The organism is Lentiprolixibacter aurantiacus, assembly GCF_026241225.1.
Lineage (GTDB): Bacteria > Bacteroidota > Bacteroidia > Flavobacteriales > Flavobacteriaceae > Lentiprolixibacter > Lentiprolixibacter aurantiacus.
Window position 1 is genome coordinate 448924 of record NZ_JAPFQP010000002.1, and the last position, 14486, is coordinate 463409.

Consider the following 14486-nt stretch of genomic DNA (forward strand, 5'->3'; position numbering starts at 1 on the left):
CAAATTAATGCTCACTTTTACCGGACAAACCAATTATGCGGTGGTAACCTATGAGGAGAGAGTGAACTATATCCAGAAACTTTCATTTCCCTGGGACGCTTGCAAACTAATTTCATGTGGTGAGAAGAAGGAAGGCCACTAACAACGTAAACCACAATTAAAACTTACGGTTTAGGGGACCGTTAGCAAATTTTTACCACAATGAATAAAATTTTATCGATTTCATTAATCATTGCAACATTTTTTAGTTGTAAAAACAACCCTATTTCATATTTCGACCAAGATCCTCCCTCTACAATTCCTAAATTATTTGCACCATCAATGGTTAATACTGACAATATTGAACTTAATGTAGTTTTTAATTATGACCATACAGAAATGTTCTTTTCAAGAATTGTGGACAGCAGCTTTGTTATTCACCATTCTGAATTAATTAATGGCAAGTGGTCTGACATTAAACCCATTAAAATGTATAACGATAATGTCTTATTTTCAGTTGCTTGTGACCCCACAATTACCAAAGATGGGAAGACCATGTATTTTCTCGGTGTAGACCCTGAACTTTATGAAAATGATGTTACCAGAGAAGAACTTTACAGGATACCACCAGACATTTATAAGAGTAAAAAAGTAGATGGTAAATGGGAATTGGCCTCCAAAGTAGATTTTTCAGTTTCCACCGAATATATAGAAACCTATCCTGTAGTTACAGCGGATGGGAGTTTATATTTTCGCTCAAACAGACCAAGTAGTGAAGGAGGGATGCAGACATATCGTGCACAATATTTAGGAAATGAAAAATTTGAAACACCTGTTATCATAAATACCAGGACAGAGAAAAAAGAACTAATAACATATGTTTCACCAGATGAGCAGTATGCGATTACTAATGGAGAGGGTAAATTTCAAATAACGTTTAATCATGATGGTGAATGGACTAAACCAGAAGAAATACCTTTAAAATATGAAAGCAACTGGCGTTATTACTGTCCTTATATGTCTTCTGACGGAAAATATTTCATCTATTCCAGAAGATATAATAACCCCGAAAAAAAGGGATGGGCTGGTGTTGAAAAAGGAGAAGTTTATTGGGTAAATGCCGATGTACTTTTCAATACAAAATCGAATTAAACATTTGCTAATAATGTGTATATGTATTAGCGGTTCAGGTGATAAAACGAAACTATAAACATATAACAGAGGTCAGGGCAAAATCATCAGCGACGCCGTTAGGTTTCATTTCTATTATATCAACATTCTTTTCGGCTGTAGTTTATCGCCCCCCTTTAAATCCAGTGTAAAGTTTTAGCTCCCTGATCTCAGTCGCTGGCCCGAAACCATTTATGGGATGATTAATCCCCCCGTTTAGTCCGGCAAAAGTGGCGATATGGGTGATAACAATGCCTGGATTATCCGGGACTTCCATTGCGTTTTCCAGCCTTACCTTATTAGAGACCGTAGGCTCTCCACTAAAAAAGCTATAGATGCCAAGGCCGTATGCCTCATGATATTGAACAAAATCCTCCACCTTATAAGAAGCCCAGCCTGGTTTTCCATTATCATTCCACTGCTCAAAGCTGGGTGGATGATAGGGTATTTCAGATTGGTAAAAATATGTACTACCATATTCTCCCCTCCAAAGGGTCTGGTAAGATTGAAAATGCTCGTTGAACAGGCCGTAAATCGTCACATGATCCCCATTTACAACAAGGCCGTGCTTATTTTGACCTTCCATCCATTCAGTTCCCACCCCGTGATCTGCCCGCCATAACCAGAAATGATCACCAATCACGTGGTTGCTGTTGATCGTCAAGGCTGTTTCAGCCTTGCCAACCACTGCACCACCAACCCTGCAATAGATATCGTGAAGGGAGATGGGATTATCAGGAAAACTCACATCGGAGCCTTCAGAGCCAATTTGAATAAGTGTAGGGGATAATACAGGTCCTGCATCTACCATAAAACCCGCCATTATTATTCCGGGCACATCAGCTGTCCTGAGGGCAACCATTCCATTCTGAGGAATAAGTGTAGGTAATCCAAGGCCCAATATTATCGTATTGGGTTTTGTAATGGCAAGTGTTTCATCCAGCTCATATATGCCTGGCGTAAAGAGCATATTTTTGCCAGCTGCCAGGGCCTGATTTATGGAGGCCGCATTATCTTTTTCAGGATCAGTAATATAAAAAGAGGTTATGGGTAGTAGTTCTCCCTTTTCATCGCTGTTTATCCAGGTTGGGCCGGAAGTTTCCCTTTGAAGTGAGGGTACAAAAACTGCGTAATCTCCGGCCCCAGTTAAAGTTAAAAAGGGTTTTTCGCGAATTACTGGTGTTTTGTCAATTACAGTCGTTGGTTTGTCCGGCCATAAATCACCTGGTGCACCTTCCACACCCACAAATACGCGGTTCCAATTTCCTCCTTCCCAGGAGGTTATTTTGGAATTCCTTGTCAACCACTGTTGTCCCGATGTTAATCCAGCACGACCTTCAACCAGGGAATTGGCAAGCAATCCACCACTTGCCCAGCTACCTTTGTCAAAATTAATATCCCCTGCTACATGCATACGACGGTACGGCGCTGCCTGTGATACTGCCCAGTAGATCATTTTATTATCCTTTGGTACAACTTTAAAATTTTCAGCACCCCGCCAAAACATGGTTGTTACCTTGTTGGCTACACCGTTGCCACTGGTGGTTGTAATGGATTGTACAGATCCGTTGATGACAACATCGCCAGGATATCTTCCTAAGCCCAGTGCCTGAACATAATAATCTACAGTAACATCCAGGTCATAGTTTCCCGGCTTGAACAGCAGTGCGTATCGCTCGGATCCAAATTCATTGTACTGTTGCTGCTGGTGTAAAGCATGGAGCGTCTCCCTGATATGATCCATATCCATAGAATTGTCAAACACGAGAACATTTTTCCCAAATACAGAGGTGTATACAGATGTGTCCAGGATGTTTTGACTTTTCTCCGGACTGGAACATCCACTGGCCATGCTCAATATGACAAGAAATAAGTAAGTTAAGGCTATTGGAAGGTAGCAAACAGAAGAATTAGTCCTCATGATAACTAAAGAGATTTATAACTAAAAGTTACAAAATACGCTTATTATATCTCAGGGCAATAGGGCTTAACTCAAAGCCATACGACCTTTCAGTTCTTTCTCCCTTTACAGAAGGGAAGGATTATTCTTTTGATCGCTATTGTAAACGGACTCTTGCACTTTAAAAAGACCGCATAAATTGTACATAACAAAGGCAGTAATCGGCCTTTGCCTGTCGTAAAGGCACTGGTTGCTCCCTATGGCTTCTCCTAATTTCATATCTTAGGTACTTGTAAATAATTCCTGGCCGGTCTTTGCTTTTAGAATAACGGGTATTCTCGTTTTAAGTACCGGTATTAGCTGGACAGGGAGGGCCAGGATGGTTTTGATCCAAAAAAAGTAATGAATCTATGAGCTACTATTTTAATAAGGTTTTGGCTGGCGTCAGTTTTGATGAAGCCATTGAAAAAGTAACCGCGGAATTAAAAAAAGAAGGATTTGGCATCCTCAGTGAAATTGATGTACAACAAACGTTAAAAAACAAGATCGACGTAGATTTCAAGAAATATAAAATTTTAGGAGCTTGCAATCCACATTTTGCTTACAAAGCACTGAAAAGTGAAGATAAAATAGGGGTTTTTCTTCCCTGCAATGTAGTGGTTGAAGAACATGAGAATGGAGACGTTGAAGTTTCACTTGTGGATCCCATAGCCTCAATGAGTTCGGTTGAAAATAAAACCTTGGGAAGCCTGGCATCAGAGGTTCAGCAGAAACTTAAAAATGTAATTAACGCCCTGGATTAATAATCGCTACATTAGCATCTATAGCAGTCCTGTGCCATTTGGAAAACAATCGCATCGTTTCCCCTGGCCTTCCTTATATTTCCTATCTTAGGTGTGATTAAATCAATCCTGGAGGGTACATGCTTATCGCTCCAGGCCTAACTTGTCTGTCATCCTGTCTAAAGCTGTGCAGATGTAGCCAGGAACTTTTGCAATTATCGAATCCCAATATATTGAAACATGAAAAATAGAGTACTTTTTCTGGCCGCGACCTTCATTTTAATTCCTATTCTTATAAATGCCCAGCAATCCCCCGCACAATACTCACATTCTGAAATAAGCAATTGGGGGAAATGGGGAAAAGAGGATCAAAAGGGAGCTGCAAATTATATCACTCCTGAGGTTATTATCGAAGCGGCCCAACTAATAAAAAAAGGCAAAACATTTAGCCTGGCAATTCCAATAGACAAGCTGGGCCCTGTTTGGCCCGGAAGATTGGTACCCCATCATACCATGGATATAGCAGGGGCTGATTATGCAACAGGCATTAACACTGAACCGATCTTAGGGAAAATGAAGTTTGCTGATGACTACATCTACATGGCGCTGCAAGGTTCTACCCAGTGGGATGCATTGTCTCATGGCTGGTACGGAGACCAACTTTACAATGGTTATTCAGAGAAGTCAATTGTAAGCGGAGCTTTAGGAGGTGCGGCAAAACTGGGTATTGAAAATGTGAAAGAGTCCCTGATTGGAAGGGGGGTTTTAATAGATATTTTAAAATATAAAGGGGGTACCCTTTCACCTGGTTATGGCATTACTCGTGCAGATGTGGAGGGTGCCCTGGAACAACAGGGGACTGTAGTGAAAAAAGGTGACATAATAATTCTACGAACAGGCGTGGTGCCTATGTGGTACAATGACCTTTCTTCACGATCAAATTATTTTAATCCACAAACCGGAATTGTAAAAGACGTTGTAAGCTGGATCAAGGAAAAAGAAATATCGGCTATAGCTGCCGATAATATTGGTGTTGAACGAACTCCTAACGAAATAGAGCCCAAGACCGTCTCACCCTTACATGGAAATATATTGAGAGACCTGGGGGTGTATATTGGAGAAATATGGTGGCTGGAGGAGCTCGCTGAAGATTGTGCTAAAGATGGTGTTTATGAATTTTTTCTCGCGAGCCAACCTCTTAACATACCGGGAGCTGTCGGATCACCAATTAATCCCATAGCAATAAAATAGAAACGCATGATATCGAAACACCTGTAATGCCGATTTAAATGAACTATGAACTAATTATAAATACTATTGCCAGCCTCGGCGTTATCCTGTCTGTCTTTTTTCTCGCCTATCAGATAAAGAAAAATACCACTGCTGTGAAAGCCAATTATTCTGATTCGTTGAATACCACTAATATGGAATATTTAAGGCAATTGATTGAAAATCCAGGGTTAGGCGAATTAATGGAAAGGGCCGTAGATTCCTGGGAGGATATGGATGAAGATGACAAAAGAACTGCTAATTTTATGTTCATTCAACTCTTCAGACATTGGGAAAACATGTATTATCAGCACAAGCTATCCGTTTTAGATAAACAGCTTTGGTCGAGTCACTTAAATACAATGACCGGTTATTTCCACCACAAGGGAACCCAGGAATGGTGGATTCACCGCAGAATGGCTTTTGCTGAGGATTTCCGGGATTTTCTTGAAAAGATTGAAAAACCAGAAAACATTTACCCCACGATAAAAGACCTCACTAATCAACCATCAGTAAATAAAAAATAAAAAGTCAGGACAAGGTATATAATCCATAAATGCTCTAAGGTTCATGCGAAATACCATTGCACAAAAGCTTTTATACCAATTAAATTAGACTACCATGCAAAGAATAAACCTCTCCTTCACCGTATTAATCCTTTTGATTTCTTTGGCCAGTTGTGAACAAAAAGGAACTGAAAAGAATATGGAATCTGAACAAACCGATTTGCCTTCTCTTGAAAAAGAAATTGAAGTACGACTTTGGGAATACGAAAATCATTTGCAAAATGGGGATTCAATAGCCTTGGGAAATATGTATACGGAAGATGCAGAAATTATTCCATCTACAGTGGGAAGGGATAATATTATTAGGGTTTTTGGCAGTATGATCCGGGATAGTATTACCGGTTCCAGTTTTAAAACCACCAAATTATGGGGAAATGACCAGTTACTAGTGGAAGATGGTACCGGAACCTGGTCTCATGCAAACGGAACCGTCGTTAGCAGCGGTAGATATCTATTGGTCTGGAAAAAAGACAACGGGAAATGGAAAATCTTAAGGGATACCTGGTTTCCTGATAAGAAAAAATAGCCCAAACTGAAAAGGGCTGCATATTACCTATAATCAACGATATAATTCTTCAGAAAAATTCGACACAGTTTACCTTCTGAAAACAAATTCAGTAAGTATTTTATTTATAATTGTAAAAACAATCTAACCAAACATTCATGAAGCTTAAATTAAGACTGCCCCATGTCTTTATTTTCCTTTTCTCCATTATCGTTGTTTGCTCTGTTCTGAGTTATGTCATTCCTTCTGGTGTTTATAAAAGACAAAAGAAGGTGATTAACAAAATAGAACAAAGTGTGGTAATTTCCGGAAGTTACAATCAAATCCCGAAACATATTTCTCCGAAAGGAGTATTACTGGAAGACAGGGTTGAGGGTCACGCCGAACCAACCTCTGTTTTTAGCGTTCTTACCTCAGTGCCCAAAGGCCTGGAACAATCGGCATCCCTTATCTTCTTCATTTTTATGATTGGAGCGGTATTCAGTGTTATTGTCGAAACCAAGACCATACATGCTTTTCTTTCGGGTTTGATTAAACGATTTGAGCGAAAACCTGTTATCCTGTTTTTTCTTATTTACGTTTTAGTGTCCACCGGGAGTGCATTTATGGGAATTTATATAGAACTCATTCCAATGATTCCCATTCTTATAATACTTGCCAAACAAAATGGCTATGATCGTATGTTTGGCTTTGCCCTTGGGGTTTTGCCCGTATATGTAGGTTGGTCAACCGCAACAACCAACCCCTTCACTGTTCAGATCGCCCAACAAATTGCGGAATTACCGATTGGCAGTGGAATGGGATTAAGGTTTATCGTATTTATTATTGCCATTTTTATGGGGTTTTTCTACCTGCTTAGATATGGTAAAAAAATTAAAAATGGAACAGGAGTTTCCTTGACAGATTCAATGGAAGTAACCAGCGGTGAAAAAATCGAACATGTAAAACTTACAAAAATCCACATCAGGATATTAGTGGTACTGGTAATTGGATATGCAGGCATTCTCTCTGCTGTTCAGTTCATGGGGTGGGGCCTCATTGAGATGACAGCTGGTTTTCTGGCTATTGGAATTGTAACCATGTTAATAAGCGATTTTTCCGGAGATGAGGCTATGGTGCATTTTGTAAATGGCCTAAAGTCAATGATCATTCCTGCCTTAATTGTTGGAGTAGCCAGGGCAATAAGCATTGTCATGCAGGAAAGTATGATCATGGATACTATTCTATACGGGTTTTCATCGGCCTTATCTGCTTTACCAAAATCCCTTGCGGCTATTGGTATGTTGGCTTTTCAATCGTTTCTTAACTTTTTTATTCCTTCAGCCTCTGGTCAGGCCTTAGTATCTATGCCTTTAATGACCCCTTTATCAGATCTTCTCGGGTTATCAAGACAAACGGCTGTACTGGCTTATGTTTTTGGTGATGGCTTTTCAAATATGGTCATACCAACCAATGGGGTCCTCTTGGCCATGCTCGGGGTTGGCAACGTGCCATTTAATAAATGGATACGGTTCGTATTCCCAATATTTACTGCGTTGATGATATTGGCTGTAGCTACAATGATCGTTGCCATATTAATAGGTTATAAATAGAAATTTGGATGATAAAATTCTTCCGACAAATACGCTATAATCTTATTGCTCAAAATCAAACGGTCAAATATCTTAAATATGCCATAGGCGAGATTATATTAGTGGTGATTGGGATATTGATAGCTTTACAGATTAATAATTGGAATGAAAAGAGAAAGAACGATCTGAAGGAATCCCTTTTGATAAAGAACATAATAGAAGACCTCAGGCTGGATTCGATCCATATCAGCCAGTCCATGAATGAATTGAGGACCAGCTAAAAGTGGTCGATGCTTTGATAGCAAGGGCAATTGATGGCAAAAATATAGTGAATGATGTTGCAACGGGGCTTGTTCGCTACTCATCGGATTTCCGGCCCATTTCCCAACGCAACCATTCCCAATCTGTAAGCAATCTGGAAAATGAAGTTACACGTGAATTACTTCAGAACTACTTTTTAAAGGAAGATGGGGTAAAGGACATCTTTCTGGAGTACGAAACAGTTATTCACAACAGGATCAGGCCCTATTTTGCCGAGTTTGGGATGCACGATCTGAAATCTCACTATCTGGGAGAAGTAAATGATACAGGGCCTGTGCTTCTTTATCCTAACATTATTGAAGAGCAACTTCGGCAAACTATATTTCAACAACTCCTCTTTGAAAGACGGCTTAAAACGGGTGCTTTTAAAACCCGACTGACCGAAATAAAGGAAGACAACCATGAACTTATCAGCATCCTGGAGCTGAACAACAATTAACAGAAGCCTAAAACTTATAAAAGCCGCAGGCTAAAACCTACGGCTTTTATAAAAAGTTCAATTCCTTTTTTATCTACTCCAAAAAGTGAAGATTACCCGGGGTATATGGCGCACCGGATTCTTTCAGCCTCTTTCGGAAAGCATCAAATTTGTTGTTCACCAGGTCTTTGGCCTGTGCATATACCGGTGCAAACTCCTCTTTAGCTATAGCGAAAGTCCTCCTGTGTGTCTCTGTAGGGGTACCGGTGGAATTCGACTGCTCATACTGAAGGCTGCCAATCCTGCTCGCAATAGAAGGAGGTGTTCCCTGATCCAGTCTGCCTGCTATGCGATCTCCGTTGAGTTTTAAACGGATGGCCTTCATTTCATCATCAAGCGCTTTCCAGCCTTTCAGTAAATCCCCATGTTTTCCGGGGGTTCTTTTGATCGCCTCTTTCATAAACTTCAGCTCATTGCTGAGTTCCGAAAGGGAATTTTGCACGCTCCTTACCTTGCCAGACAGGGTATTCACTTCCTGCTGGAACTGTGCCAGGGCATCCCGGTCTGTAGCAGGCAGCACAGTATTGTTAAGCGGAGTTACCTCAAAGGAAACGGGGGCCGCCAGAGCTGTTTCTACCTCATCCACTATCTTCGATAAGCTAACTGTATAGGTTCCCGGCTCCACCAGGGCTCCCTTGCTGTCACCTCCAAACGGGTTATAAAATGCGGGCTTTCGGAAATTAATGGGCTCCTGCGTGGCGTACCGCAGATCCCACTTGATCCTTTTCAGACCCTTTTCCGGGGAGGTGAAAAGTTTGCGGACAATCTCACCCCTACTGTTGGTAACCGTGAATACCAATTGGGGACTCATCTCATCCGCCTCGTCTTTCAACGCTTCATAAGTCGGGTAAGGGTTGTCCTTCCCGTCTTTGGTCAGCTTTTTGGAAGCCTCTTTGCGTATTTTTTCCTTAGTGTCAATAGACTCCTTCAGGTACCATGTAAATATGGCCTCTGAGCCCAGGTTGTCCCCAATGTAGAAGTTGTCGCCCATAAAGGCTTTATCTGGTAAGCCAAGCGGGTAAGCCATTTCAAATTGCAGCGCATCGCGAACGCTGAATAAAGCAGCTTCTTTTTGCAGTTCCTGGCTAATACCCCTCAGGCTTGAATAATCGTCCAGTACATAAAAGCCCCTTCCAAAAGTACCCAGGACCAGGTCGTTATGCTCTTCTTGAATAGCAATGTCCCTTACTGCAATAGTGGGCATGCCACCTTTAAGCTGTTTCCATTCCCCTCCCCTGTTGTCAGAGAAGAAAACACCAAATTCTGTTCCCACAAACAACAAACTGGGATCCACATGGTCTTCTTCAATGGCATAGGCCGAACCTCTTTCGGGCAGGTTGCTGCTAATATTGCTCCAGCTTGCTCCTTTATCCCTGCTCATAAAAACGTAGGGTTTAAAGTCACCATTTTTATGGTTGTTAAAGCAGGCATAGACTACATTTTCGTCATGCTTGGAAGCGAATACGGCGTTCACGTAGGTACGCTCCGGAACACCGGGAAACCTTCCCACTTTGCGCCAGCTTTGGCCTCCATCTTCAGTGATCTGTATGAGGCCATCATCTGTACCCACATAGAGCAAGTTTTCATTTTTGGGAGATTCTGAAAAAGCAACAATGGCACCGTAGGGCGAAGTCGACTGGTTCTTCATTACAGCGTCTATACCCCAGATCCTTCCCATTACCGGCAGTTTATTTCGGTCGAGGTTTCGGGTGAGATCTTCGCTGATCACATCCCAGCTATTTCCCTGGTCATCACTTTTAAACAACTTATTTGCAGCAAAATAAATGCGTCCGGATTTATGCCGGCTAACCGCAAGCGGGGCATCCCAGTTCCAGCGATAGCTGTTCTCGCCTTTCCTTTCTTTGGGTTGTATGCCCTTTTCTTCACCGCTCAGTTTATCATAGCGAACAAGTACACCATACTGTGATTGTGCGTAAACAATATTAGGGTTATCAGGATCTACCTGGGATTCAAACCCGTCTCCTCCATGGGTAATAAACCAGTCGAAATTGTTCGGACCGTTGCCGCTTACCGTACGTGAGGGTCCACCCAGGCTGAAGTTGTCCTGGGTACCTCCATAAATGTTGTAAAATGGTTTGGCGTTATCCACAGCCACCTTGTAAAACTGGGTAACTGGCAAATTGGGCTTGAAAGACCAGTGTTTACCGCCATCCCAGGATTCGTACACCCCACCATCATTACCCGAAAGCAGGTGCATATTATTGTTTGGGTTGATCCAGATCACGTGATTATCAATATGCTTGAAATCTTCCCCAACATAGTCAAAGGTCTTTCCCCCATCGCTGGTAACGCGCATCCAGTTGTTCATGGCGTAAACGCGGTCCGGGTCTACCGGATCGGCTATAATCTCCTGATAGTAGTTACCACTGGTTGCGTAGCTGTTTCGCTTTTCCCAGGAAGCACCCCGGTTGGTGGAAATAAAGAAGCCTCCCTTGCCTTCAGCCGCTTCAACAATCGCATAAATATATTCGGGATTGGCGGGGGAAATAGCAAGACCGATCCTACCCAGCATGGTTTTGGGCAGTCCCTTGTTGATTTCCTTCCAGGTCTTGCCACCATCTTCGGATTTGTGCAGGCCTGAACCGGGTCCACCTCCAATGTAAGTAAAGACATGGCGCCTCCTTTGGAAGGTTGAGGCATACAAGACATCAGGGTTCCTGGGGTCCATGACTACATCGTTAACCCCGGTATGCTCATCCACCGTAAGTATGGCATTCCAGGTTTTACCGCCGTCTTCGGATTTGTACAAACCACGGTCCCCGCCTGCACTCCATAGAGGCCCTATAGCGGCTACATATACCACGTTGGAGTTATCCGGGTGGACAATGATCTTTCCAATGTGCTCGGAATTTTTCAAGCCCATGTGCTCCCAGCTCTTGCCCCCATCCAGCGACTTATAAACCCCGTCTCCATAGGAAACACTGCGCTGGTTGTTGTTCTCTCCCGTGCCTACCCAAACAATATTCGCATTGTTGGGATCCAGGGTGATACAGCCAATGGAGTAACTCCCCTGTCCGTCAAATACAGGCTGGAAGGTATTACCGGCATTGATGGTTTTCCATACACCCCCTGCAGAAGTGGCCACATAATACTCATTGAAATCATCAGGGTTAACCGCCAGATCAGAAATACGACCAGAGGTAAGTGCAGGGCCTATACTCCTGAATTTCAGGCCGGAAAGATTAGCCTCTTCCAGGACCGTTTTAGTAGTTTTTGAATTTGTTTGCTTTTTACGTTGTGCTGCTAATGATAATGTGCAAAGCATGATCACCAGAAGGAAAGTATTTCTCATTCTCATATAGATTGGTTTGAACTTAAATTGAACTGAAAGGTATTGAATATTCCTGTTCCAGTCATCCCAAAAAGACAAAAACTGTCCTGCCAGTTTAATTCCCCTCCTGCCTTTCCTGGCATCTAAAAAAATAGGGAGGTCTATCTGCAGTATTTATCCTTTGAAACCTCATTTTTAAATAATCTCGATTACTTTTTATGACTTATATCATAGGCAGTAAAAAGGAGCTGTCAGACCTTTGAATACTGCAAAAAAGGAAACTTTAGAGGTAACTATTTATAAACCTGAAAATCTTCCATTTGTACTCGCAAGAACAGACGCATTCAGTGTATAAATGCCTTCGTAGAATGATGCTGAAAATGCCTTCTCCCGTATTTTCTGGTATACAAGACCAAACAGTAATAACATCCTATAATCAATTGTAACATGGCTACACAAAACAGAAGCTTCGTAATACTGGGGGCAACCCTAATTCAACTGGCACTGGGCGCTATTTATGCCTGGCCTGTATTTACTCCTGTATTGAAAGATGCGGACTGGAGTAAAACCGAAACCCAGATCGTATTTGCGGTGGGACTGGCCATGTTTGCCCTTTCCATGATCTTTGCCGGTAAGAAAATGAAAACCTGGGGCCCCCGAAAGCTGGCAATTTTGGGAGGTATTGTCCTTGGGGCAGGCTACTTGTTTGCGGGGCTTTTTGGAGCTACTGATTTTATAACCTTGCTGATCAGTATTGGAGTCATTGGCGGGATAGGGATCGGACTGGCCTATGTAGTTCCCATAGCTGTGGGCATTCAATGGTTCCCCAACCGCAAGGGAATGATCACGGGGATTGCCGTGGCCGGCTTTGGATTTGGTGCCTTATTCTGGGTAAAACTGGCGGGTTCCTGGGGAGATCTGCTGATCCAGATAGGCATCGCCAAAACGTTTATGCTCTATGGGGCCCTTTTCTTTTTGATGATCGTATTGGGCAGTATCTGGATGAAAAACCCTCCGGCAGGCTGGGAACCCGAAGGAGGTATCAAGGAAGAGGAAAGAAAAAAAACAACTACGGTGGTTCGGGAAATGAGTCCCAAAGAAATGCTGCGTACTCCGCAATTCTACATGATCTTCCTGACCTTTGCCTTTAGTGCAGGTGCCGGGCTGATGTCTATCGGCCTCATGAAATTATACCCTATGGAAGCTCTTATGGCAAACGGATTTTCAGAACTCCGGGCCAGTGCTATAGCCGGCACGGCTATTGCTGTGTTCTTTAGTCTGGCCAATGGCCTGGGAAGGATCTTATGGGGTGTTATCAGCGATGCCCTGGGCAGGAGGCGATCTATCATCATCCTGACCTTTACACAGGGAGTATTCGTAATACTTTTCACCTATATGGCTGGAAGTGAACTGTTGCTATACCTTGCAGCAACCCTTATTGGCTTTAATTACGGCGGACTTTTTGCACTATTCCCTGCAACTACAGCAGATGTCTTTGGTTTAAAAAGTGTGGGGCAGAACTATCCCTATGTGTTCCTGGCCTATGGCTTTGGCGGGATCTTCGGACCTATACTCGGTGGTTACCTGGGCGACCTCGGCAATTTCCCGGCAGCCTTTACCATATCAGGGGTTCTGGTATTGTTAAGCACCCTGCTGATCTATTTTGTAAAGCACGTGCGGGAAGCCCGTTCTTAAGTAATATTGTAAACCCGACTTAATTCAGGTTACGGAATTCGTTAGGTGAATGCCCTACTTTTTGTTTGAATAAGCGGCTGAAGTGCTGGGGGTATTTAAATCCGAGCTCATATGCAATTTCACTGACGGATTTGCTGGGGTCGAACACCTTTTCCTTGGCCACCTCGATTAGTCGGTTCTGTATATATTCCTGTGCCGACTTCCCGGTTTCTTTCTTGACCATATCCCCAAAATAATTAGGGGACAAATGGAACTGGTCTGCAAAATAACTTACGGAAGGCAAGCCTTGTTTTTGGGGTAGCTCCGATGAAAAATAATCGCCCAGCATGCTGTCGAACTTCTCCAGGGATTCCTGATGAGCTACTTCCCGGGTCAGGAACTGCCTATCGTAAAAGCGCAGGCAATAATCCAGCAACAGTTCCAGGTTGGAGACGATCAGTTTTTTGGTGTGCTTATCCATGTTTTGTTCCAGCTCAAACTGGATCTTATCTAGCAAACTAAGAATAATCTTGCGTTCCCTGGTCGAAAGGTGCAGGGCCTCCTTTACCGAATAGGAGAAAAAAGTATAGGCATGGATTTTTTTGGCCAGATCGGTACCCTGAAGCAGATCAGGATGAAACATCAGAGCATAACCTTCGGGCTTATAATTTGGATCCGGACTAAGGCCAACGGTTTGATCCGGACCTATAAAAACCAGGGTCCCCTCATCGTAATCATAAGACTTACCCCCGTATTTGATCTTGCAGTGTTTGCTGTCTTTCAGGAAAACGGCATAACAACTAAAATGCAGTCCATCGTAGCCTTTGTTAGAATATTGTCCGTGGTCAAATTTTGAATAGTCCAGAATGCTGATCAGCGGGTGTAAGACTTCATAATTACGCAACTTAAAATAATCGGATACCGAGTTGACATGCAAAATATTTTCCATGGCCTGCTAAATTTTTACCTAAAGATAAGC

13 protein-coding genes are annotated in these 14486 nt (G+C 42.6%); 10 read left to right on the top strand and 3 right to left on the bottom strand.

Annotated features, from left to right (window positions below; genetic code table 11):
• Window positions 1-7: 7 nt before the first annotated feature.
• Both OO016_RS09075 and OO016_RS09080 read left to right on the top strand, forming a co-directional pair.
• Window positions 8-142 (top strand): hypothetical protein, encoded by a 135-nt coding sequence (locus tag OO016_RS09075; RefSeq protein ID WP_266012715.1) that lies wholly within the window; start codon window positions 8-10, stop codon window positions 140-142.
• 59 nt (window positions 143-201) lie between these two features.
• Window positions 202-1131 (top strand): TolB-like translocation protein, encoded by a 930-nt coding sequence (locus OO016_RS09080; protein WP_266012718.1) that lies wholly within the window; start codon window positions 202-204, stop codon window positions 1129-1131.
• Between the two features lie 142 nt (window positions 1132-1273).
• Here OO016_RS09080 and OO016_RS09085 read toward each other — a convergent pair whose 3' ends face one another.
• On the bottom strand, window positions 1274-3070 hold the full coding sequence (locus OO016_RS09085) for a pectate lyase-like domain-containing protein (protein WP_266012720.1): 1797 nt from the start codon (window positions 3068-3070) through the stop codon (window positions 1274-1276).
• Window positions 3071-3459: 389 nt separating this feature from the next.
• Between OO016_RS09085 and OO016_RS09090 the strand changes: the two genes are divergently transcribed.
• The 7 genes from OO016_RS09090 (at window position 3460) to OO016_RS09120 (ending at window position 8502) form a co-directional block, all read left to right on the top strand.
• On the top strand, window positions 3460-3852 hold the full coding sequence (locus OO016_RS09090) for a DUF302 domain-containing protein (RefSeq protein ID WP_266012723.1): 393 nt from the start codon (window positions 3460-3462) through the stop codon (window positions 3850-3852).
• Between the two features lie 219 nt (window positions 3853-4071).
• A complete protein-coding gene (locus OO016_RS09095; protein ID WP_266012726.1) occupies window positions 4072-5082 on the top strand; it encodes a cyclase family protein in 1011 nt (336 codons plus the stop codon).
• A gap of 38 nt (window positions 5083-5120) precedes the next feature.
• Window positions 5121-5627, top strand: coding sequence for a hypothetical protein (locus OO016_RS09100; RefSeq protein WP_266012729.1), 507 nt, complete (start codon window positions 5121-5123; stop codon window positions 5625-5627).
• A 94-nt stretch (window positions 5628-5721) separates the two neighbouring features.
• A complete protein-coding gene (locus OO016_RS09105; protein WP_266012730.1) occupies window positions 5722-6192 on the top strand; it encodes a YybH family protein in 471 nt (156 codons plus the stop codon).
• A gap of 137 nt (window positions 6193-6329) precedes the next feature.
• Complete coding sequence (locus OO016_RS09110) at window positions 6330-7763, top strand: YfcC family protein (protein ID WP_266012732.1); 1434 nt, start codon at window positions 6330-6332, stop codon at window positions 7761-7763.
• Between the two features lie 8 nt (window positions 7764-7771).
• Complete coding sequence (locus OO016_RS09115) at window positions 7772-8023, top strand: DUF6090 family protein (RefSeq protein ID WP_266012735.1); 252 nt, start codon at window positions 7772-7774, stop codon at window positions 8021-8023.
• Window positions 8024-8037: 14 nt separating this feature from the next.
• Complete coding sequence (locus OO016_RS09120; RefSeq protein ID WP_266012738.1) at window positions 8038-8502, top strand: hypothetical protein; 465 nt, start codon at window positions 8038-8040, stop codon at window positions 8500-8502.
• A 73-nt stretch (window positions 8503-8575) separates the two neighbouring features.
• On the opposite strand, the gene OO016_RS09125 is transcribed toward OO016_RS09120, so the two are convergent.
• Window positions 8576-11860: a WD40/YVTN/BNR-like repeat-containing protein gene (locus OO016_RS09125; protein WP_266012741.1), complete on the bottom strand. Its 3285-nt coding sequence runs from the start codon at window positions 11858-11860 to the stop codon at window positions 8576-8578.
• A 420-nt stretch (window positions 11861-12280) separates the two neighbouring features.
• Here OO016_RS09125 and OO016_RS09130 point away from each other — a divergent pair, with 420 nt between their 5' ends.
• Window positions 12281-13528 (top strand): L-lactate MFS transporter, encoded by a 1248-nt coding sequence (locus tag OO016_RS09130; RefSeq protein WP_266012762.1) that lies wholly within the window; start codon window positions 12281-12283, stop codon window positions 13526-13528.
• 19 nt (window positions 13529-13547) lie between these two features.
• Here the strand turns inward: OO016_RS09130 and OO016_RS09135 are convergent, their stop codons facing one another.
• Window positions 13548-14456, bottom strand: a complete 909-nt coding sequence (locus OO016_RS09135) for a helix-turn-helix domain-containing protein (RefSeq protein ID WP_266012765.1) — start codon at window positions 14454-14456, stop codon at window positions 13548-13550.
• Window positions 14457-14486 lie beyond the last annotated feature (30 nt).

Coding starts and splice junctions, on each gene's coding strand:
- OO016_RS09075 (WP_266012715.1), top strand. CDS start 8: ATGCTCACTTTTACCGGACAAACCAATTATGCGGTGGTAACCTATGAG.
- OO016_RS09080 (WP_266012718.1), top strand. CDS start 202: ATGAATAAAATTTTATCGATTTCATTAATCATTGCAACATTTTTTAGT.
- OO016_RS09085 (WP_266012720.1), bottom strand. CDS start 3,070: ATGAGGACTAATTCTTCTGTTTGCTACCTTCCAATAGCCTTAACTTAC.
- OO016_RS09090 (WP_266012723.1), top strand. CDS start 3,460: ATGAGCTACTATTTTAATAAGGTTTTGGCTGGCGTCAGTTTTGATGAA.
- OO016_RS09095 (WP_266012726.1), top strand. CDS start 4,072: ATGAAAAATAGAGTACTTTTTCTGGCCGCGACCTTCATTTTAATTCCT.
- OO016_RS09100 (WP_266012729.1), top strand. CDS start 5,121: ATGAACTATGAACTAATTATAAATACTATTGCCAGCCTCGGCGTTATC.
- OO016_RS09105 (WP_266012730.1), top strand. CDS start 5,722: ATGCAAAGAATAAACCTCTCCTTCACCGTATTAATCCTTTTGATTTCT.
- OO016_RS09110 (WP_266012732.1), top strand. CDS start 6,330: ATGAAGCTTAAATTAAGACTGCCCCATGTCTTTATTTTCCTTTTCTCC.
- OO016_RS09115 (WP_266012735.1), top strand. CDS start 7,772: ATGATAAAATTCTTCCGACAAATACGCTATAATCTTATTGCTCAAAAT.
- OO016_RS09125 (WP_266012741.1), bottom strand. CDS start 11,860: ATGAGAATGAGAAATACTTTCCTTCTGGTGATCATGCTTTGCACATTA.
- OO016_RS09130 (WP_266012762.1), top strand. CDS start 12,281: ATGGCTACACAAAACAGAAGCTTCGTAATACTGGGGGCAACCCTAATT.
- OO016_RS09135 (WP_266012765.1), bottom strand. CDS start 14,456: ATGGAAAATATTTTGCATGTCAACTCGGTATCCGATTATTTTAAGTTG.